At 59.7% G+C, this 19,547-nt stretch carries 19 protein-coding genes; 16 read left to right on the top strand and 3 right to left on the bottom strand.

Going from position 1 to position 19,547, the window contains the following annotated elements; genetic code table 11:
• Window positions 1–26: 26 nt before the first annotated feature.
• Genes HCG46_RS23740 through HCG46_RS23710 form a run of 7 tightly spaced genes read left to right on the top strand, consistent with a single transcriptional unit; the run spans window position 27 to window position 7,340 of the window.
• Window positions 27–1,337, top strand: a complete 1,311-nt coding sequence (locus tag HCG46_RS23740) for an aromatic ring-hydroxylating dioxygenase subunit alpha (protein WP_168687610.1) — start codon at window positions 27–29, stop codon at window positions 1,335–1,337.
• On the top strand, window positions 1,337–1,810 hold the full coding sequence (locus HCG46_RS23735; protein ID WP_023001313.1) for an aromatic-ring-hydroxylating dioxygenase subunit beta: 474 nt from the start codon (window positions 1,337–1,339) through the stop codon (window positions 1,808–1,810). Before HCG46_RS23740 ends, HCG46_RS23735 begins: the two co-directional genes overlap by 1 nt.
• On the top strand, window positions 1,807–3,420 hold the full coding sequence (locus HCG46_RS23730) for an AMP-binding protein (RefSeq protein ID WP_168687609.1): 1,614 nt from the start codon (window positions 1,807–1,809) through the stop codon (window positions 3,418–3,420). The genes HCG46_RS23735 and HCG46_RS23730 overlap by 4 nt, the downstream gene beginning before the upstream one ends.
• Window positions 3,420–4,595: a thiolase family protein gene (locus tag HCG46_RS23725; RefSeq protein WP_168687608.1), complete on the top strand. Its 1,176-nt coding sequence runs from the start codon at window positions 3,420–3,422 to the stop codon at window positions 4,593–4,595. Before HCG46_RS23730 ends, HCG46_RS23725 begins: the two co-directional genes overlap by 1 nt.
• Window positions 4,592–5,848, top strand: coding sequence for an SDR family NAD(P)-dependent oxidoreductase (locus HCG46_RS23720; RefSeq protein WP_168687607.1), 1,257 nt, complete (start codon window positions 4,592–4,594; stop codon window positions 5,846–5,848). Before HCG46_RS23725 ends, HCG46_RS23720 begins: the two co-directional genes overlap by 4 nt.
• A complete protein-coding gene (locus tag HCG46_RS23715) occupies window positions 5,845–6,618 on the top strand; it encodes a cyclase family protein (protein WP_168687606.1) in 774 nt (257 codons plus the stop codon). Before HCG46_RS23720 ends, HCG46_RS23715 begins: the two co-directional genes overlap by 4 nt.
• Complete coding sequence (locus tag HCG46_RS23710) at window positions 6,615–7,340, top strand: SDR family oxidoreductase (RefSeq protein ID WP_168687605.1); 726 nt, start codon at window positions 6,615–6,617, stop codon at window positions 7,338–7,340. The genes HCG46_RS23715 and HCG46_RS23710 overlap by 4 nt, the downstream gene beginning before the upstream one ends.
• A gap of 218 nt (window positions 7,341–7,558) precedes the next feature.
• Here the strand turns inward: HCG46_RS23710 and HCG46_RS23705 are convergent, their stop codons facing one another.
• On the bottom strand, window positions 7,559–7,987 hold the full coding sequence (locus HCG46_RS23705; RefSeq protein WP_031269446.1) for a thioesterase family protein: 429 nt from the start codon (window positions 7,985–7,987) through the stop codon (window positions 7,559–7,561).
• A gap of 382 nt (window positions 7,988–8,369) precedes the next feature.
• On the opposite strand from HCG46_RS23705, the gene HCG46_RS23700 reads away from it, so the two are divergent.
• From HCG46_RS23700 to HCG46_RS23685, 4 genes are all read left to right on the top strand, one after another.
• Entirely contained in the window at window positions 8,370–9,386 is a 1,017-nt protein-coding gene (locus HCG46_RS23700) for a TRAP transporter substrate-binding protein (RefSeq protein ID WP_077294514.1), read from the top strand.
• Window positions 9,387–9,440: 54 nt separating this feature from the next.
• On the top strand, window positions 9,441–9,938 hold the full coding sequence (locus tag HCG46_RS23695; protein ID WP_075283482.1) for a TRAP transporter small permease subunit: 498 nt from the start codon (window positions 9,441–9,443) through the stop codon (window positions 9,936–9,938).
• Window positions 9,931–11,244 (top strand): TRAP transporter large permease, encoded by a 1,314-nt coding sequence (locus HCG46_RS23690; RefSeq protein WP_168687604.1) that lies wholly within the window; start codon window positions 9,931–9,933, stop codon window positions 11,242–11,244. Before HCG46_RS23695 ends, HCG46_RS23690 begins: the two co-directional genes overlap by 8 nt.
• 118 nt (window positions 11,245–11,362) lie before the next feature.
• Window positions 11,363–13,711, top strand: coding sequence for a cytochrome P450/oxidoreductase (locus tag HCG46_RS23685; protein ID WP_205838663.1), 2,349 nt, complete (start codon window positions 11,363–11,365; stop codon window positions 13,709–13,711).
• Window positions 13,712–13,764: 53 nt separating this feature from the next.
• Here HCG46_RS23685 and HCG46_RS23680 read toward each other — a convergent pair whose 3' ends face one another.
• Window positions 13,765–14,442: an SH3 domain-containing protein gene (locus HCG46_RS23680; protein WP_168687603.1), complete on the bottom strand. Its 678-nt coding sequence runs from the start codon at window positions 14,440–14,442 to the stop codon at window positions 13,765–13,767.
• Between the two features lie 295 nt (window positions 14,443–14,737).
• On the opposite strand from HCG46_RS23680, the gene HCG46_RS23675 reads away from it, so the two are divergent.
• The 4 genes from HCG46_RS23675 (at window position 14,738) to HCG46_RS23660 (ending at window position 17,786) form a co-directional block, all read left to right on the top strand.
• Window positions 14,738–15,454, top strand: a complete 717-nt coding sequence (locus HCG46_RS23675) for a response regulator transcription factor (RefSeq protein WP_023001301.1) — start codon at window positions 14,738–14,740, stop codon at window positions 15,452–15,454.
• 1 nt (window position 15,455) lies between these two features.
• Entirely contained in the window at window positions 15,456–16,793 is a 1,338-nt protein-coding gene (locus HCG46_RS23670) for a HAMP domain-containing sensor histidine kinase (RefSeq protein ID WP_168687602.1), read from the top strand.
• Between the two features lie 56 nt (window positions 16,794–16,849).
• A complete protein-coding gene (locus HCG46_RS23665) occupies window positions 16,850–17,428 on the top strand; it encodes a hypothetical protein (protein WP_168687601.1) in 579 nt (192 codons plus the stop codon).
• 115 nt (window positions 17,429–17,543) lie between these two features.
• The gene (locus tag HCG46_RS23660) at window positions 17,544–17,786 is read left to right on the top strand and encodes a cysteine rich repeat-containing protein (RefSeq protein ID WP_168687600.1); all 243 of its coding nucleotides are present in this window, start codon (window positions 17,544–17,546) and stop codon (window positions 17,784–17,786) included.
• A gap of 85 nt (window positions 17,787–17,871) precedes the next feature.
• Here HCG46_RS23660 and HCG46_RS23655 read toward each other — a convergent pair whose 3' ends face one another.
• Window positions 17,872–18,789 carry a LysR family transcriptional regulator gene (locus HCG46_RS23655; protein WP_083660739.1) on the bottom strand — a complete coding sequence of 306 codons (918 nt, stop codon included), beginning with the start codon at window positions 18,787–18,789 and terminating at the stop codon, window positions 17,872–17,874.
• A 111-nt stretch (window positions 18,790–18,900) separates the two neighbouring features.
• On the opposite strand from HCG46_RS23655, the gene HCG46_RS23650 reads away from it, so the two are divergent.
• Window positions 18,901–19,530, top strand: coding sequence for an NAD(P)H-dependent oxidoreductase (locus HCG46_RS23650; protein WP_168687599.1), 630 nt, complete (start codon window positions 18,901–18,903; stop codon window positions 19,528–19,530).
• The last annotated feature ends 17 nt before the right edge of the window (window positions 19,531–19,547 follow it).

Genomic DNA, 19,547 nt, shown 5'->3' with positions numbered 1-19,547 from the left:
GTTTCGCATTCCAGGGAGGAGCCAGCATGCAAACGGCCAGCCAAATCGCCGCTCTGTTCACGGGGCCGCAGGTGCATCGGGACGTCTACACGAGCCCGGAAATCTACAAGCTGGAAATGCAGCATCTGTTCGCAAACACCTGGGTGTTTGTCGGCCATGACAGCCAGACCCCGAACAAGGGTGACTATTTTACCACGCAGATCGGCGACCAGCCTGTCATCCAGGTGCGTCACTCCGATGGCGAAATTCACGTTCTTTACAATCGTTGCCCGCACAAGGGCACCAAGATCGCGATCGACCGGGAAGGCAACACGGGCAAGTTCTTCCGGTGCCCCTATCACGCCTGGTCGTTCAAGACGGACGGCTGCCTGCTCGCGATCCCGCTGAAGAAGGGGTACGAGAACACCGGCTTCGAAAACACCGAAAATGCCAAGGGCATGACAGCCGTTGGTGCGGTCAAGAACTATCGCGGTTTCGTCTTTGCCCGCCTGGCTGCCGAGGGCATCAGCTTCGAGGATTACTTCGGCGACAGCCTGAGTTCCATCGACAACATGGTCGACCGCTCGCCGGAAGGGCGGCTTGAGATCGCCGGTCCGCCGCTGCGCTACATGCACAAGTGCAATTGGAAGATGCTGGTCGAAAACCAAACCGATACCTGCCACCCGATGGTCGCCCACGAAAGCTCCGCCGGAACGGCAGTGAACATCTGGAAGGAGATGGGCAACCCGGAACCGCGTCCGCCCGCGATGGAGATCATCGCGCCCTTCATGTCGCCCTACGAGTTCTTCGAGAACATGGGTATCCGCACCTGGCCGAATGGGCACGGGCATACGGGTGTGCATCACTCGATCCATTCCGACTATTCCGCGATACCTGGCTATTTCGAGGCCTTGAGCGAAACCCACGGCGAGGAGCGCGCGAAGGAAATTCTCGGCGAGAATCGGCATAACACCGTCTATTTCCCGAATATCATGATCAAGGGCCCGATCCAGCAGCTGCGCAATTTCATTCCGCTGGGGCCCGACAAGACACTGGTCGAAAGCTACATCTACCGTCTGGTCGGGGCGCCGGACGAACTTCTGGCGCGCACCGCCATGTACAACCGGATGATCAACGCTCCGACATCGATGGTCGGCCACGACGATCTGGAAATGTACGAGCGCGCGCAGGAAGGCCTCATGTCCAACGGCATGGAATGGGTCAACGTTCAGCGCCTCAGAAAGGAAGAGGAAGACTTTAGCGAGGAGGCCGTGGAAAACGGCACCACGGAACGGCAGATGCGCAACCAGTTCGATGCCTGGGTGAAATTCATGACAGCTACGATGGAGAATGCGTGATGGCGGTTTCCAGGGAAGAGGTCATCGACTTCATCTATGACGAAGCAAGAATGCTGGACGAGGGCCGCTACAGTGAATGGCTGTCGTTGTGGCTGGAAGACGGCCACTACTGGATGCCGCTCGACTACAAGCAGACCGATCCACATCTGGTGACGTCCCTGCTCTACGAGGACATGTTCATGCTGCGCTTGCGCGTGGAGCGGCTGAACGGGGCCAGAACCTTCAGCCAGAAGCCCAAGAGCCGTTGTCACCATGTCATCCAGCGGCCCTTCATCGACAAGATGGACGGGGATAGGATCGTCACCAACACATCCATGCATTATGTCGAAACGCGCCTGGACGAGCAGTTCCTGCTGGCGCTGACGGCAACGCACGAACTGAAAGTGGTCGATGGCGAGATCAGGATCGCCAACAAGCGGGTCGACATCCTCAATTGCGACGCCGCCTTCGGCAATATTCAGTTGCTGCCATGACAGCCATGACAGTTGAAACAGTTTATGAGGCCTTCGCTGCAACGGCGGAGAAATATCCGGACCGGCCGTTTCTGAACGTTCTGCCCGGCACTGCAGACATCTACGGCATACCGCCCGGCGAGCTGACATATGGCGCCGCACGCCAGGAAGTCGACACGCTTGCGCAGGACCTGATGGAGGCTGGCTATGGTGCAGGCATGCGTGTTGCCCTGCTTCTGGAAAACCGGCCCACGTTCTTCCTGCATTGGCTCGCGGTAAACCGGATCGGCGGCTCCGTTGTGCCGGTCAATCCGGACCTGAGGGCCGCGGAGCTTGAATATCTCATCGGCCACTCCGAACCGGCGCTGATCATATCGATCGAAGACCGCCACAAGGAACTTGAGGCCGCCGTTGCCGCTGCCGGCATCAAGGCGGCCGTGATTGCCCCCGGCGACCCGGTCCCCGGGCCGCGCGACCAGGCAGTCACCGCCCGGCCGCTGGAAGGAGAGGCCCGCGAGGCGGCTATCCTCTACACCTCGGGCACGACCGGCAAACCGAAGGGCTGCGTCCTTCCCAATACCTATTTCCTGCTTGCGGGCCGCTGGTATGCCGGTGTCGGCGGACTGGCGACGCTGACGGAAGACGGTGAGCGCATGATCACGCCCCTGCCCGTCTTCCATATGAATGCAATGGCCTATTCCTTTATGGCGATGGTCATGGTTGGCGGGTGTCTTACCGTTCTGGATCGCTTTCACCCGCGTGCGTGGTGGCAGGACGTTGCCGCGTCCCGGGCAACCTGTCTGCATTACCTGGGCGTGATGCCGTCCATGCTGATGGGGTTCGACCCTTCCCCTGAAGAACGTGCGCATCAGGTTCGTTTCGGCTTTGGCGCAGGCGTCGACCCGAAGCTGCAGATTGCCTTCGAGGACCGTTTCGGCTTTCCGCTGGTCGAAGCCTGGGCGATGACGGAAACCGGTGCCGGGGCAGTAATCGCCGCCTCGGGTGAAGACCGGCTGGTGGCCCAGGCAAGCATCGGCAAGCCAGGCACGGGTGTCGAATGCCGGCTTGTCGACGACAGCGGCAGGGAGGCGGCTCAGGGTGAATTGCTGGTGCGCCACGCGGGGCCGGATCCGCGCTACGGCTTCTTCTCGGAATACTACAAGGACGCTGCCGCGACGGATGAGGCCTGGAAAGACGGCTGGTTCCATACCGGCGACATCGTCCGCCAGGGCAAAGACGGCAACCTGTTTTTTGTCGACCGCAAGAAAAACGTCATCCGGCGGTCGGGCGAGAACATCGCCGCCGTGGAGGTGGAATCGATCCTGATGCGCCATCCCGACATCGAGGCGGCCGGTATTGCCCCTGTGCCCGACCCGGTGCGCGGCGACGAGGTGTTTGCCTGCCTGAAAGTGAAGAACCCGAGCCGAGACAAGGCCGAGGCGATCACACGCTGGTGCCTGGAGCAGATGGCCTATTACAAGGCGCCGGGCTACATCGCCTTTGTCGACAAGCTGCCGTTGACGCCGACCCAGAAGATCCAGCGGGCCACCTTGAAGGAATTGGCACTGCAGCTTCTGGACGATCCCGATACAATCGCCACCGGTCATATGAAAAAGCGGCAGGCCAGTTGATGGGGAAACGACAGAGCTATGAGGGCGTTGCGGTCACTGCACCGGTTTCAATTCCCTACCAGCGTTACTCCATCGAAACGGCCCATTGGTGGATCGCAAGCGCTTTGCGCGGATCCCTTCGGGCCGCTGGTTTGAGGCCTGCGGATATTGACGGGTTTTCGGTTGCAAGCTTCACCCTGTTTCCGGATACGGCTGTCGGGCTGACGCAGCATCTGGGCCTGTGCCCCAGGTGGCTGGACAATATTCCGATGGGTGGTGCCAGTGGTGTGGTTGCCCTGCGGAGGGCCGCACGTGCAGTCCAGGCGGGCGACGCGGACATCGTGGCCTGCGTTGCCGGAGACACCAACCACATCGACAGCTTCAGAAACCTGCTGTCGAGCTTTTCCCGCTTTGCCCAGGACGCCTCCTACCCTTACGGATTTGGGGGGCCGAATGCCAATTTCGCGCTTCTGACCGACCGGTACATGCAGGAATATGGCGCGACACGCGCGGATTTCGGCAGGATCTGCGTTGCGCAGCGTGCCAATGCCCTGCGCAATCCGAACGCGCTGATGAAGAAGCCGCTGACGCTTGAGCAATATCTCGACGCCCGCCCGATCGCAGATCCGATTGCCCTGTTCGACTGTGTCATGCCTTGCGCCGGGTCCGAGTGTTTTCTCGTCATGTCCATTGAAGAGGCAGAGCGGCGGAACCTGCCCTATGCCGTGATCGGGGGAACAATCGAGCGCCACAACGCCCATGCCGAGGATCCCGTGCAACTGCGTGGCGGCTGGACGCTCGATGTTGAAGAACTCTACGCCATGGCGGAGTGCTCGCCGGACGACATCGATCTCCTGCAGACCTATGACGATTATCCCGTCATTTCGATGATGCAGATCGAGGATCTCGGTTTCTGCGACAAGGGCGGCGGCCCGGATTTCGTCAGAAGCCGGGACCTGACAATTTCCGGAGACTTTCCGCACAACACCTCCGGCGGACAACTGTCTGCCGGTCAGGCCGGGGCAGCGGGTGGTTTCATCGGCCTCGTGGAAGCACTGCGCCAGGTACTGGGTACCGCCGGAGGCACGCAGGTGGCAGATGCGACGACCGCGATGGTTTCAGGCTTCGGCATGATCAATTACGACCGCGGCGTCTGCACGAGTGCGGCCATTGTGAAAACAGGGAGCCCGGCATGAGCACACCGCTTTCCCCTCCCCTCAAGAAAGATCCGCAAAAGCGCACGCAGTCTCCGCTACGTCCCCCGGAGGCCCGATCCCGCGCGGCTCTCGGCCTGACCGCGGCTGCGGCGGAGGGCCGTTTCGCTCTTCAGGTCTGTGACGACTGCGGCACGGTGCAATATCCGCCCCGGGATGTTTGCGGAAGCTGCCTGTCGGCCGCGCTGGAATGGCAGGACATCTCGCCGGCGGGCACACTGCTGGCAGAGACCCGGATCCGCACGTCGATCAATCTCTACTTCCGGGAGAGAACGCCCTGGCGCATGGGCTCGGTGCAACTGGATGCCGGTCCTGTGGTCCTGTGCCATGTGCATGGCGACTGCGAGCGCGGCAGAGAAGTTACACTGTTGAACCGTCTTGACGCGTCCGGCCAGGGCGTTTTGCTGGCAGTGCCCAAGGACAGGACAAGCAATATGGAAGACGATCCGCAAATGCGTGCCCTTTCAGCCGACCCGAAACACAGGCGCATCCTGATCACGGACCTGCGAAACCCGAACACGCCGGCTCTGGTGACGTCGCTGCTGGAGGCAGGGGCTTCAACCGTCTTTGTCGGCGAGGCCGAAAGCTGGCGTCCGCACGCCAACCGCGATCTCTTGTCCGGGCTTGAAAAGGTCAGCGTGCTGCCGCTTGACGTCACAGACACCGCTTCGGTAGAGCGGCTTGCCGGGGAAATTGGCGGCAAGACGGATATTCTGGTCAACAATGCCCGGTTTCTGCGGCCGGGCGGTGTTCTGGCAAGAGGCGATACTGCCTTCGCGCGTGAGGAAATGGAGACCAATTATCTTGGTCTGATGCGTCTTGCGCAGGCCTTCGGACCGGGCATGTGCGCTCGCACCAATGATGGCGTCAACTCGGCGGTTGCCTGGGTGAATATCCTGTCAGTCTTCGCCCTGTCCAACACACCGGACTTCGGCTGCTTTTCTGCCTCCAACGCTGCTGCCTATTCGCTGTCGCAGTCCCTGCGCGGAGAATTCCGTGCGTCCGGGTTGCGTGTGATGACCGTCTTCACCGGACCGGACGAAGACGACTGGACCCAGCCGGTGCCGCCGCCCAAGGTCAATGCAAAGGCTCTGGCAAGGTCTGTGGTCACGGGGCTGCAGCAGGGGCTTGAAGACGTGTGGTGCGGTGACGTTGCCATGGAGATACGCGAACGCTGGCGGCAGGACCCGAAAGTCCTGGAACGTGAACTCACGCAAGGGGGAGAAGGCGCATGAGCGGTCTGAACCAGCTGGTCTCCGGCCTTGCCACCGGAGCCGTCAGGATTGTGGATCTGACCCACACGCTCGATCCGGACTTTCCGGTCATCGTGCTGCCGCCCGAGTTCGGTCAGTGCGCGCGTTTCCGGATGGAGGAAATCAGCGCCTACGATCACCGTGGTCCGGCATGGAAATGGCACAACATTTCCATGAGCGAACACACCGGCACCCATTTCGATGCGCCTTCGCACTGGATTTCAGGAAAGGACGTGCCGAATGGCTCGGTCGACGAGATCCCGGTCGAGGCTTTTGTCGGGCCTGTGGTGGTAATCGATTGCTCAAAAGGCGCTTCGGAGAACGACGACTTCGAACTGACGCCCGAGGTCACCGCAAATTGGGAAAGCGAGTATGGCCGCATCCCGGAAGATGCCTGGGTGCTGATGCGCACCGACTGGTCGAAGCGCAAGGGCGCCGACTATCTGAACATGCGCGCCGACGGACCGCATTCGCCCGGGCCGACGCCGGAGGCGATCCGGTTTCTGATCGAGAAGCGGAACATCCGCGGCTTCGGTACTGAGACCGTCGGAACGGATGCAGGCCAGGGGGCGCACTACGTGCCGCCCTACCCCGCTCACTACTTTCTGCATGGCGCGGGAAAATACGGCCTGCAATGCCTGGCCAATCTCGATCAGCTGCCCGCGACAGGTGCCGTGCTGATTGCGGCTCCCCTGAAAATCAAGAATGGAACCGGCAGCCCGCTTCGGGTTCTGGCGATGGTGACGGAATGAGTGAATTTACGGCAGTCGTTACCGGCGGCAACAAGGGGATTGGTGCCGATCTGGTCGAAAGGCTTCTCGGTCAGGGCTACACGGTGGTGTCGGTGGCACGAACCGCACCTGAAAAGTCTCACCCGAACCTGCACTCGGTGGAAGCCGACCTTCTCGATGCACAAGCCGTGGCCGCTGCCGCCGGCACGATCGCGGCGGAGTTCGACGTCACCCACCTGATCCATAATGCAGGGCTCATCTGGCCCAATCTTGTCGAGGATGCCAAGCCCGAAGACATCACCGGTCTTGCGCAGTTGCACCTGGGATCGGCATTAACACTCCTGCAGGCGACCTTGCCAAACATGAAGGCGCGCCAGTTCGGCCGTGTCATGTTCAACGCCTCACGGGCGGCGCTCGGCGCACCGACCCGAACCGCCTACAGTGCCAGCAAGGCCGGCATGATCGGTATGGCGCGCACCTGGGCCCTGGAGCTTGCCCCACATGGCATCACCGTCAACGTGGTCGCCCCCGGCCCGATCCTGACCGACAACTTCTGGGGTATCGTCGAAAAGGACAGCCCGCAACAGGAAGCCCTCGCAAAACGCATCCCGGTCGGGCGCATTGGCAACGTCCGGGACGTTACCAATGCCTTCCTGTTCTTCTGCGATCCGGAAAACAGCTTCGTGACCGGACAGACGCTTTATGTCTGCGGCGGTGCGAGCGTCGGAACGCTGACGATCTAGTGTGGTGAATTTGAAATACGCCTCATTGGTGCTGCAACCGCTAGAGCGTATTTCAAATTCGAAAGCCACACTAGAAACATATATTTGCTAGTCACCCTTTTGAATCTGAAGTTCGTTCGGAGCATGCCGGAAATTGAGACGAACTTCAGATTCGGGTGACTAGCGGGAGCCGCGTTTGACGGGAAACCAACGCGATTTGTTCTGAAGCGTCTGAGCCGTCAGCTGTCTTCTTGATCTTGCGGCATGCAGGCCAGCAGGGCTGCCTTCACGTCATCCGGCCAGGGGATGGAGCAATGCTTGTCGAGATCGCTGGCGGCCAGCACCTGGGTGCTCGACCAGCGTTTTTCGCCCTTGCAGCTGATCTCGTGATGCATGGTGACCGACGACCGGCCGACCCGCTTCACGGTTACTTCGAACTCCAGCTCTTCCCCGAAAAAGGAAGGGCTTGAGAAGTCGCTGGAAAGATGGACAGTCGGAGTGCCCCAACGTTCCTCCCAGATAATCTTGTGCCATGGATAGCCGAGCTTCAGCCAGAATTCCTCGTTCACACCGTTGAGGATGTTCAGATAGGATGGAAAATAGGCTGTGCCGGAGATGTCGCAATCACCGAAGTTGAGCATGCGGGTGGTTTTGAATGGAACGTCCAAGATGCGTTTCTCCCTGCCACTGGCTGGCTCACCATGTAACGGCGGCCCAATTTTATTTATTTGATTTTGCACACATCGCAGAGGGGCTTCAACACGTGGATTGTTCGCCAGGATGTAAACTCCTTGCCTGCGCAACGCGGGCTGTGCGCTGAGAAATCTGGATAAAGATCTGAAATCAAGAAGAATATTCGGAGTTTCGTGAAGCGTTGATCCACCGTGAAAATGATTGCGGAGCGGCGGTGTTTTCTATTGTCGATTGCAAAAAATACATGCAGTTTCATATTTATTGACAAGGCATGCTCATCAATGGAAGTATTCAAAAACGGTCTCGGGCCTGCGGAGGAGCCCAGCCAGACAGACGCATCATTCAAGGGAGAGGAAGATGAAGTCGCTATTCAAGATTGTTGGCGCTGCCGCAGTTTCACTGAGCCTCAGCGTTTCGGCGCTTTCGGCGGAAACCGTTCTCAAGATTTCCAGCTGGCTGCCGCCAACCCATAGCGTGAATACCGGCATTTTTGCCAATCTGATCACCATGATGGAAGAAGCTACAGGCGGCGAAGTCTCGGGTGAGCTGGTCTTTGGCCTCGCCCCGCCACCAGCCCAGATGGATCTGGTTCTCGATGGTGCCGCAGACATGGCTATCATCTTCCACGGGTATCAACCGGGCCGTTTCGTCGGGACGAAGCTGATTGAACTGCCGGGTTATGAAGGCAACGCAGAAGACGCATCCGTCGCCTATTGGCGCGTTTATGAAAAATACCTCGCTGCCCTCAATGAGCATCGCGGCGTCAAGGTCATTTCGCTCAACACCCATGGCCCCGGTCAGATCCATTCCAGCAAGGAAGTCAGCAGTCTTGCCGACATGAACGGCCTGAAGACGCGTATCGGCGGCGGTGTTGCCGGCGATGTGGGGTCCGCGCTCGGTCTGATCGGCATCAACGTTCCGGCTCCGAAGGTTTATGAAACGCTGGAATCCGGTGCGGCCGACGCGGTTGCGATGAATGTCGGCGAGCGTGTCGGCTTCAAGCTGAACGAAGTGGCCAAGTATCTTTATGACATGCCGGGCGGTCTCTATCGCGGCTCCTTTGCCGTGATCATGAGCCAGGAAAAATTCGACAGCCTGCCGGAAGATGTCCAGAAGGCCCTGGACGAGCAAGTGTTTGGTGAGCCCGCGAGCCGGATGGCAGGTGCATCCTGGGACGAGTCCGACACGATTGCCTATGAAGCGACGAAGAACGCAGAAGGCACGAAGATCACGCCTGCGAGCGATGATGACATCGCCAAGTTCGAGGAAATCAGCAAGGAAGTCACGGACAAGGTTCTGGCGGAACTGCAGGAAGCCGGGGTGGACGCGAAAGCCGCCTACGAAATGGTCAAGCAGGAAATGGCCGGAAACTAAACGAGTCCGGGTGGTCCGGTTTGTCCGGACCGCCCGCAGCTGAAGGATCTGGACGTGTCCCGTCTACTCAAGTTTGCGGCCAGTCTGCCGGCGCTGCTTGCCTCGTTTGCCTTGTTCGTCCTCATGGTCATGACGTTCTGCGACGTGGTGCTCCGGTCGGTGTTCAACGCGCCGATCGAAGTTGCCGCCGACATGACGCGCCTGCTCATGGCAATCATGGTTTTCTCGGTTCTGCCGGTCGTTTCCGCAAAGGATGGCCACATCTGCGTCGACCTGACGGACGGCATGTTCAAGCGCGCCGGACTGACCCGCTGGCGCAACGCTTTCACGGATCTCTTTTGTGGCCTGATGCTGGTCCTCCCGGCCATGCGCGTATTTGATCTGGCCGAACGAAGCCGCTCCTATGGCGACGTCATGGAATATCTGCGCCTGCCCCTGCACTATGTCGGATGGTTCATTTCCATCGTCACGGCAATTACCGCCGCAGTCCTCATTGTTCGCGGGCTCGGCCATATTTTCGCACCGAAATTGATGAGCCCCCGGCATGCTTGAAGGACTTCTCGGATTTGCAGCGGTTCTCGTACTGGTCCTGCTGCGAGTGCCCATCGCCTTCGCCATGGGCTTTGTCGGAATGATCGGCTTCATGATTGAATCGGGCTACCGCGCCTCGATTTCCATGACGGCTCGTCTGATCATCGATACCAGTCAGGATTACGGCCTTTCGGTTGTTCCGCTGTTCATCCTCATGGGGTTGTTCGTCAACAAGGCGGGGATCAGCCGGGAGCTCTATGCCGCTTCCAACGCGTTCCTCGGCCATTTCCGCGGTGGCCTCGCGATGGCAACCATCGTTGCCTGTGGCGGGTTTGCCGCCATATCCGGATCGTCCCTTGCAACCGCCGCCACCATGTCGAAGGTGGCCATGCCGGAAATGCGTCGGTTCGGCTATGCCGACAAACTGTCGACGGCTTCGATTGCCGCCGGCGGGACGCTCGGCATCCTCATACCGCCTTCGGTGATCCTCGTCATTTACGGTCTGCTGACCGAAACCTCGATCGGCAAGCTTTTTGTCGCCGGCATCATTCCCGGCCTTCTGGGTGTCGTACTCTATCTGGTTGCTGTCCAGTTCACGGTCTGGCGCGATCCGGAAGCCGGTCCGGCAGGGGAACGCATCAACCTCAGCGGAAGACTATCCGCCCTGAAGGATGTCTGGGCTGTCCTGTTGCTGTTCTTTCTTGTGATCGGCGGGCTCTATGGTGTTTTCGATGTGCCGCCGATCAACCTGAGCTTCTCGCCGACGGAAGCCGCCGGCATGGGTGCCATGGGGGCTTTTCTGATCGCACTTGCCCGCAGACGCCTGTCGCTCGCAGATGCCCTGGAAGCCCTGCGTGAAACGGCCATGACCGCAGCCAGCCTGTTTGCAGTTCTGATCGGCGCCTGGATCTTCTCCAACTTCGTCAATATCGCAGGCCTGCCGACCGCACTTAGCGACATGGTGACCGCCTACAATCTGCCGCCCTGGATGGTCATGGGGCTGATCCTGCTCATCTATATTGCGCTCGGCTGCGTGTTCGAAAGCCTGTCGATGCTGCTGTTGACCGTGCCGATTTTCTTTCCGGTCGTCACAGGGCTTGGCTATGATCCGATCTGGTTTGGCATCATCGTCGTGGTGATAACCGAAATCAGCCTGATCACACCTCCCGTCGGCCTGAACGTCTTCGTGTTGCGAGCGGTCGTCGGCGACGTGCCGACGGCCACGATCTTCAAAGGTGTCACGCCGTTCTGGATGGTCGATATCATTCGTCTGATCATCTTGCTGACACTGCCGGGACTAGTGCTCTTGCTGCCAAACCAGATGTAGGATCAGATTTGGTCTGGCATCTGCCGGCAAGCCTTTGGCATCGGAGCCGACACAGACCGCAGACGCACCTTTTCAAAGGGGGGATGCGGTCCGACTACTTTTCTGGGAGGAGGAGAAAATGGAACGCACTGCGAGCCCTGCAGACGCGATGGCAGGCGGTAAGTCTTCAAAGGTCAGACCGGACAACCCGGCCGCTGCCGAAGCCCAGTGTCCGTTTTCCAGAAAGGCTGCCGAATTCGATGCGTTCGCCGGACCCTATCAGGCGGACCCCGCAGAAGCACTGCGCTGGTCACGGGAGCAGTTGCCCGTCTTCTATAGTCCCAAGCTCGGCTATTGGGTGGTCAGTCGCTACGATGACATCAAGGCGGTCTTTCGTGACAACATCCTCTTCTCGCCCCGGAACGCCCTGGAAAAAATCACACCGGCAACGCCGGAAGCAGTGGAGGTTCTGAAGGGCTACGGCTATGCGATGAACCGGACCATGGTGAACGAGGACGAGCCCGTACACATGGAACGGCGGCGCGCCCTGATGGGCCACTTCCTTCCGGATAATCTGGAAGCCAGGCAGGAGATGGTGCGCCGGCTGACGCGCGAAAAGATCGACGCCTTCATCGACAGCGGCCGGGTCGATCTGATCGATGCCATGCTTTACGAAGTGCCGCTGAATGTCGCCCTGCATTTTCTGGGTGTTCCGGAAGACGACATCGCGGTCCTCAAGAACTTCTCGGTCGCCCACTCGGTCAATACCTGGGGCAAGCCCACCGACGAGCAACAGGTCGCCATTGCACATGACGTCGGGCAGTTCTGGAACTACGCGGGCAAGATCATCGAAAAGATGCGCAAGGAGCCGGACGGAACCGGCTGGATGCATGAGACGATCCGCAAGAACGCGGAAATGCCGGATGTCGTGCCGGACAGCTACGTACATTCGATGATGATGGCGATCATCGTTGCCGCCCACGAAACGACGTCGCTTGCCTCGGCAGGAATGTTCAAGACACTGCTCACCCACAGGCAGGCCTGGCAGGATATCTGCGAGGATCCGAGCCTGATTCCCAACGCGGTGGAAGAATGCCTGCGCTATTCCGGTTCCATCGTTGCGTGGCGGCGGCAGGCCATGGCGGCGACCAGCATCGGTGGCGTCGAGATCCCGGAAGGTGCGAAGCTGCTTATCGTGCAGGCGTCCGGTAACCAGGATGAGCGGCATTTCGAAGATGGCGACAAGTTCGATATCTACCGCGACAACGCCGTCGATCACCTCACGTTCGGCTACGGCAGCCACCAGTGCATGGGCAAGAACATTGCCCGTATGGAAATGCGGATCTTCCTGGAAGAAATGACCCGCCGGTTGCCGCATCTACAGTTGGCCGAACAGGAATTCACCTACCTCGCCAATACCTCCTTCAGAGGTCCGGATCATGTCTGGGTCGAGTGGGATCCGGTGAAGAACCCCGAGCGAGCCACGCCGTCGATTGCAAACGGGAGCCATCATTTCCCGGTTGGAGCGCCTGCGCGCCGTGACATCGCCCGCAAGATCCGCGTCAAGAATGTCCGCAGGGAAGCAGACGGCATTCTTGGGCTGACGATCGAGGATGCCAAGGGCCGGTCCCTGCCGGGCTGGAGTGCCGGGGCACATATCGAAGTGTGTCTTGAGGGCTTTGATCGCAAATATTCTCTGTGCGGCCGAGCCGATGGCAGCGACTACGATATCGCCGTGCTTCTTGAAGAAGATGGACGGGGCGGTTCCCGCCGAATTCACGAGGTCGCCGCAGAGGGGCTGGAACTGCGCCTTCGCGGACCCAGCAACCTCTTCCGGCTCGACGAACAGGCCAGCTCATACGTCCTGATTGCCGGAGGGGTCGGCATCACCCCAATCCTCGCGATGGCAGACCGTCTCAAGGCATTGGGGCAAGACTACACGATCCACTATTGCGGTCGATCCCGCGAAAGCATGGCCTTTCTGGACCGGTTGCATGCAGACCACTCCGGAAGGCTTGCGATCTATGCGGGGGACGAAGGCGCACGTGCGGACCTGACTGCCATTGTCGCCGGCTTGCACGACGGCGGACAGATCTATGCTAGCGGTCCGCAACGGATGATTTCCCAGCTGGAAGACCTTACTGCAAGTCACCCGGCCGGAACTTTGCATTTCGAGCATTTTTCCGCGCAGGAGACCGCTCTCGATCCATCGAAGGAAAACGCCTTTCAGGTCGAACTGAAAGATTCCGGCCTGACGCTTGAAGTCGCAGCAGATGTAACGTTGCTCGACGCACTGCTTGCGTCAGGTATCGACATTGCCTGCGATTGCCGGGAAGGTTTGTGCGGCAGTTGCGAGGTTGAAGTTCTTGAGGGAGAAATCGATCATCGCGACGTGGTACTGACGCGCACCGAACGCGCGGAAAACCGGCGCATGATGTCCTGCTGCTCGCGGTCTGTGAAGGGCGGCAAGGTCAAGCTGGCGCTGTAGGGTGCCTGGCGACGGTTCGCAATGAGCGAACCGTCCGCAGACCGGTAATCGTTTCAACGCTGGAAAACCCGCGTTCTGGTGCCGCCGGCAGGTCCTGTCCGGCTGACGGTGCAGGACTGACTGTTGGTGCTGCAGTTGCGACTGCGCGACGCGGTGCCGCCGTAAGGGCCGACCACGTTTCGGGTGGCATTGCATTCACCATTGGCACAGGTGCGGGACTGGCTGGCCGAACCGCCATAGATACCCGTCGTCGTCCGCGTGGCCGTGCAGCTGTCTCCTGTGCAGGTAACTGCCCTGTCATGCGAAGTAACGCGTGCCGCCGGCGCGACCGGATAAGCCGGGCGGTAATAATGACCCCAGCGGCCATACCAGGGATAGGCGGCGTAGTAGGTGTCCCAATAAGCGCGATTATAGGCGACGACGGTGAGGCCGACTGCGGGTGCGACCACTGGCGTGACGATGACCGGGTTGCCGCGGTAAACGACCTGAATGTAGCTGGCCGACACCCAGCCGCGATACGCGCCGAAGCTCACGTCGCACCAGGAATAGCCGGAAACGCAGCCGTAAGTCGTGATCCGTGTTCCGGCCAGAACAACAGTGACGACGGGATAGCCGGTCGATGGGCCAGCCCTCAGGTTCACGTTTCCGGTAGAGACGGCAACCGTTGCCGCCGCCGCAAGCGATGGTGCGCCGATCAGGATCGCCAGCGCGAGGTACAGTCGTTTCATCATGGTATTCTCCATATGCGTCGCCGCCTTGGCAGCGGCCTCTGGAGACCCTCGACCCGTCGCTTGCACCGGGTCTTTCCGGCGCGTTGCGTTATGTTTCAATTTGTAAAACATGACCGTTCGGCCGGCGTTAGTCCTGCTGGCGCGTACAGGAAGACAATTGCCGTGGCCGCGGTGGTTCTGCACCGTGCGGCGCTCTAGCAGCCAAGGCATTTCGTTAGATTTCCGGTTTGTATGATTTTGTAATCGCTCCCTGTTTTCGTTTGATTTCGCAGGGTCGTCATGTGCAATTGAACTCATGGAACCGGATGCAAAGACAATATTGATCGTCGACGACGATCATGAAATCCGCCGCCTTGTGGGCGAGTTTCTGAGCCGGGAAGGCTTCGAAGTCGTCTCTGCGCAGGACGGCCGGGACATGGATTCGGCGCTTGAACGCGTCCAGCCGGACCTTTTCATTCTCGACCTCATGTTGCCGGGCGAAGATGGACTGTCCATCTGCCGCAGGCTGCGTGCGCAGGGCAATACGCCCATTCTCATGCTGACGGCAAAAGGGGATGAAACCGACCGTGTGGTCGGGCTGGAACTCGGCGCCGATGACTATGTCGTCAAGCCCTTTGGCCCGCGAGAGCTGCTGGCACGGGTCAGGGCGATGTTGCGCAGAGCTGCCTCCAACCCCTCGCAGCCCATGTCGAGACGGTTTGCCTTTGACCGGTTCATTGTCGATCTGGACGCGCGCCAGGTCGAGACCGACGATGGAGATCTGGTGTCCGTCACCAGTGCCGAATTCGATCTTCTGTCGTGTTTTGTTCTCCGCCCGCGCAGGGTTCTCTCCCGCGATCAGATCCTGGACTGGACCCGTGGTCGCAGTGCCGGCCCTTTCGACCGTACAGTCGATATCCTGGTTTCGCGCATCCGCAAGAAACTGGAAAGCTACAGCCCCGGCAGCAGCTTGATAAACACCGTTCGCAATGGCGGCTATCTTCTGACGGCCTCGGTCCGGCAGGTGGCGTGAGATGCGCTTCGGCCTGGTCGCAAGACTTGTTGCCATCGGCGCGAGCCTGCTGCTGGTCTTGTGGCTGCTGGTGCTGGGCGTCGCCTATCGCGAAGGCAGTCTTTCGCGCGCAACATCCAACCCCGAACCTGCACAGCTTGCCGCGATTGCAGAGCTTTTTGCTGATACTCCTACCGCGCAGCAGGACACGGTTCTGAAAGCTGTCCGCTCGCCGGGGATTGATGTTCAACTGGTGGCCGTTTCCGAGGTTCCCGACACCGACAGCGAACTGCGTGACAGTGGTGTGCTTGAACCCTACCGGGCAATTCTGGGAGAGCGCCTGCTTGCCGCACAGTCTCGCAAGCTGAACGGACTGGACGGCAGCCGCTGGCGTTTCGGCCCCATGCGCCCGCTCAAGTTCTGGATCACAGCGGGAGACGGCAAGGCTCTGGCAATCGGGGTTCATCTGCCGTTCCCGGTCACGCCTCTGGGCTTGCCTGTCGGCCTGGGGGCGGGTCTGCTTGGTACGGTGTTCGCGTTTATCGCGCTGCTTCTGTTCCACCGTGAGATCCGGCCGCTTGCAAGACTGGCGGCGGCGGTGGACCGCATCGATCCGTCTACCGAACCTGTTCCCTTGCCGGACACCCGCGCCGGTACGCCGGAAATTACAGCCCTCGTCCGGGCGTTCGACAGGCTGCAAAAGCGGCTGCACACTATGACCCGCTCGCGAATGGCACTGATCGGCGGGCTCCAGCACGACGTGCGCAGCTTCGCCACCCGCCTCAGATTGCGTCTGGAAAATCTGCCGGACGCCTCGGAGCGGGAGCGGGCAACATCCGATATCACGGACATGATTTCCCTGCTCGACAATGCTCTCCTGATTTCCCGGGCCGGCGTCGGCGTACTCGACGAAGAGTTGCTTGATCTCTGCGAACTTGTCAGCGCGGAGTTTGCCGAGTTCAGGGAAGCAGGACTGCCTGCCGAAGCGAGTGAGGATTTCGCGCGGAAGCAGGCATGGATCGTCGGCGATCGTGTCGCGCTCAGGCGCATCATTTTGAACGTGGTCGACAACGCCATCAAATATGGCACCCGCGCGCAGGCAACCTTCGACCTGGACGAAGAGCGGATAACGATCCTGATTGATGATGATGGCCCCGGCTTTTCGGAAGAAGCCAGATCGCTGTTGCTCGAGCCCTTTGTGCGCGCGGAACCATCAAGGTCCCGGGGAACTGGCGGTGCAGGCCTCGGTCTTTCGGTAGCCAGGTCACTGACCGAAGCCCATGACGGGGTCATCAGTCTGGAAAACACCCCACGGGGTGGCCGGGTGAAGGTGACACTGCCCCTCTTCAAGTCAAGCTGACCATCGGGCGGGAAACAAAAAGCTACAATTTCCCATCAGCCGGAAAACCGGCGGAGATGCAGAATTTGCAGGATCTCTCCATCGACAACGAGTTGGAGAGTACCGTGAAGAAGCTGATCCCCTTGTCACTTGTGGCCGGCGTCACGCTTGCCGCCGTCATGCCTTTTGCCGCGGTGTCGCAGGACAATCCCTTCGCCATCAAAGGCCCTGCCTATCCACCCGAATTGCCTGTCGTCTTCGGGGGCGTTCACGACATCTACGACGTTGCGGAGCGCCTCGATCATCTTCGGCATTTCTATACCGGGAAAGCCGCCAGGTTCAGGCTGGCCGGCGCGTTGAGTTCGCAGGAAACGGCAATCGGCATCCGGGCCGGCCAACAGGACGAATGGCGAGCCTATACCGCTGCAATGCTCGCTCTGGTCCCGGATGCTGGCACGGTGCGCGCCCTTGCAGGAGCGCCTGATGAAGATCCGGCAGGTCCGGAAGCCTTCGGCCGGATTGAAGCTCTGGCGGAAGTCCTCTCCGTCTATGGCGAAAAGGGTGCAGCGTTGAAAACCGCAATCGAGAACCTGCGCGCAGTGCTAACGGAAGAACAGCTTGAGGCCTCCCGGTTTCCTCGCCTTACTCTCAGATAACCCGCATCTCAATACGACAGAATTGCCGGTGCTCCCGCCGCACCGGCAAAGACGGGCGCGTGGCCGCCAATGTTCTACGCGCCCGTCGTCCCCCTCGAGACATAGGATGATTTTCATGAGATTTTTGATTTCGGCTCTTTTGCTTCTGGGCGTCTCCGGGGCTCATGCCCAGGAGCTGACCCGTCAGCAGATGCGGGAAATCAGGACCGCCTGCGAAGCCGATGTGCGCAGCTTGTGCTCCGGCATACAGCCGGGCGGCGGCAGGCTTCTGCAGTGCCTTCAGGCCAATGCGGCAAACATGTCGCCGAGTTGCGCGAACAAGCTTCTTGAACTTCAGGCGTCACGTCCGCCGCAATAACAAAAGCCGCGGCGGCAGGCCCTTCCCGGCCATGCCGCCGCTGCCAATTCAACTTTGCCTATTGCGGGGCTCTTGCCATGTCGTTTCATTCGGACGGACTGGTCCAGCCTTTCCATTCCAGCTTGCCGGAAAAAGTTTCGACGAGCGCGTCGATCAGGACTCTGACCTTCCGGGGTGTATTCGCGCCAGGGGGGCGGAGTACGAAAAGGCCGACTTCAGGTGTTGGATAGTCAAGCAGCAAGGGAACAAGGTCACCACGCTCAACCGCATCGTTGACGAGAAACAGGGGCGCGTGAGCAATTCCAAGCCCCGCAACCGCCCAGGCTACGGTTATGTCTCCGTTGTCAGTGCGCAGACGTCCCGAAGGGCGTACCGAGATGTTCCCGTTGCCACTGTGGAAGATCCAGTCCGGTGAAAGCGCAGCTGTGTAAATGAGGCATTCGTGGGCGGTCAGGTCTTCAGGCGTTTGCGGAGTACCGTTTTGCTTCAGATAGGTCGGGCTGGCGACGACGATCGAGTTGATCGGTGCGATCTTGCGAGCGACGTAGCTGGAATCGCGCAACTTCCCAATTCGGATCGCAGCATCGAACCGCTCGCCGATCAGATCGACAACACGGTCAGAAAACGAGGCATCCACTTTCAACCGCGGGTGACGACAGGCCAGAGATCCGAGGATCGGGCCAAGATGTCTTGTCCCGAAGGCAAGAGGGACCGACAGTCGCAATTCTCCGACGATTTCGTTCGAGTGCTCGGAGATTGCTTCGAGCGTGTCTTCATAGTTGGCAAGAAGATCCTCGCTTCTGGATTTGAATTCCTGACCAGCCTCCGTGGGGGCAATGCCGCGGGTCGTCCGATCCAGTAGACGGGTGCCGAGCAGGTCTTCAATCCGCGCAATTCTGCGGCTGACGATGGATTTCGAGATGCCGAGCCGCGTCGCAGCCGCGCTCAGGCTGCCGCATTCCACGACTTCGATGAAGCATCGCATATCGTCCAGATCAATCATGCGTTCCTCTCAGAGCAACAATCTGGTGCGGAAAATGACGGTTCCGGAAAAGGCATCCGGGAACCAAGTTGACGACTGAATTTCTTACATGAAAAGCAGGACGTACAATCAATGTCTAAAGTTCTCGTACTGACAAGCAGTGTTCTGGGCGATGCCTCCGTATCCAACCAGCTTACCACCCACATCGTAAACCAGTTGCGTCTCAAGAACGGCAAAAGCAAGGTCATTGCCCGCGATCTGGGAAGCAATCCCGTGCCGCATCTGACACAGGATTCCACGATTGCCTTGCGTGTTCCCGAAGCTGAAAACGAAGTGCAGGCAAACGCGCAGGCCCTCTCCGACGAACTCATTGCCGAGTTGAAAGCGGCCGACATGCTGGTCATCGGTGCGCCCATGTACAACTTCGGCATTCCGTCCACGCTGAAAGCCTGGTTCGACTACGTGCTGCGCGCCGGAGTAACCTTTTCCTATAGCGAAGCAGGTCCGGAAGGCCTCCTGAAAGGCAAGCGTGCGATCGTCGTCTTGACACGAGGCGGCCTCTACAGCGAAGGACCGGCGCAGCTGATGGATGCCCAGGAACCTCACCTGCGCACCTTGCTCGGCTTCATCGGCATCACGGACGTCACCTTCATTCGCGCCGAGAAACTTGCCTTCGGTGCCTCTTTCCAGGAAGAGGCCATCGCCGCAGCCAAGAAGGCAGCCAATGAGGTGGTTGACGACTTGCAGCTGGTGGCTGCCTGACATCCTTGCAGCGGATT

It is taken from the genome of Labrenzia sp. PO1, assembly GCF_012273635.1.
Taxonomy (GTDB): Bacteria; Pseudomonadota; Alphaproteobacteria; order Rhizobiales; family Stappiaceae; genus Roseibium; species Roseibium algicola.
The sequence above is the reverse complement of the archived record's forward strand: the minus strand, read 5'-3'. Positions and strand labels throughout refer to the sequence as shown.

Bases quoted from the DNA above. Each gene is read 5' to 3' on its own strand.
- HCG46_RS23675 (WP_023001301.1), top strand. From the start codon at position 14,738: ATGGAACCGGATGCAAAGACAATATTGATCGTCGACGACGATCATGAA.
- HCG46_RS23710 (WP_168687605.1), top strand. From the start codon at position 6,615: ATGAGTGAATTTACGGCAGTCGTTACCGGCGGCAACAAGGGGATTGGT.
- HCG46_RS23650 (WP_168687599.1), top strand. From the start codon at position 18,901: ATGTCTAAAGTTCTCGTACTGACAAGCAGTGTTCTGGGCGATGCCTCC.
- HCG46_RS23685 (WP_205838663.1), top strand. From the start codon at position 11,363: ATGGAACGCACTGCGAGCCCTGCAGACGCGATGGCAGGCGGTAAGTCT.
- HCG46_RS23690 (WP_168687604.1), top strand. From the start codon at position 9,931: ATGCTTGAAGGACTTCTCGGATTTGCAGCGGTTCTCGTACTGGTCCTG.
- HCG46_RS23725 (WP_168687608.1), top strand. From the start codon at position 3,420: ATGGGGAAACGACAGAGCTATGAGGGCGTTGCGGTCACTGCACCGGTT.
- HCG46_RS23715 (WP_168687606.1), top strand. From the start codon at position 5,845: ATGAGCGGTCTGAACCAGCTGGTCTCCGGCCTTGCCACCGGAGCCGTC.
- HCG46_RS23740 (WP_168687610.1), top strand. From the start codon at position 27: ATGCAAACGGCCAGCCAAATCGCCGCTCTGTTCACGGGGCCGCAGGTG.
- HCG46_RS23700 (WP_077294514.1), top strand. From the start codon at position 8,370: ATGAAGTCGCTATTCAAGATTGTTGGCGCTGCCGCAGTTTCACTGAGC.
- HCG46_RS23680 (WP_168687603.1), bottom strand. From the start codon at position 14,442: ATGATGAAACGACTGTACCTCGCGCTGGCGATCCTGATCGGCGCACCA.
- HCG46_RS23665 (WP_168687601.1), top strand. From the start codon at position 16,850: ATGCAGAATTTGCAGGATCTCTCCATCGACAACGAGTTGGAGAGTACC.
- HCG46_RS23730 (WP_168687609.1), top strand. From the start codon at position 1,807: ATGACAGCCATGACAGTTGAAACAGTTTATGAGGCCTTCGCTGCAACG.
- HCG46_RS23670 (WP_168687602.1), top strand. From the start codon at position 15,456: ATGCGCTTCGGCCTGGTCGCAAGACTTGTTGCCATCGGCGCGAGCCTG.
- HCG46_RS23735 (WP_023001313.1), top strand. From the start codon at position 1,337: ATGGCGGTTTCCAGGGAAGAGGTCATCGACTTCATCTATGACGAAGCA.
- HCG46_RS23655 (WP_083660739.1), bottom strand. From the start codon at position 18,789: ATGATTGATCTGGACGATATGCGATGCTTCATCGAAGTCGTGGAATGC.
- HCG46_RS23720 (WP_168687607.1), top strand. From the start codon at position 4,592: ATGAGCACACCGCTTTCCCCTCCCCTCAAGAAAGATCCGCAAAAGCGC.
- HCG46_RS23660 (WP_168687600.1), top strand. From the start codon at position 17,544: ATGAGATTTTTGATTTCGGCTCTTTTGCTTCTGGGCGTCTCCGGGGCT.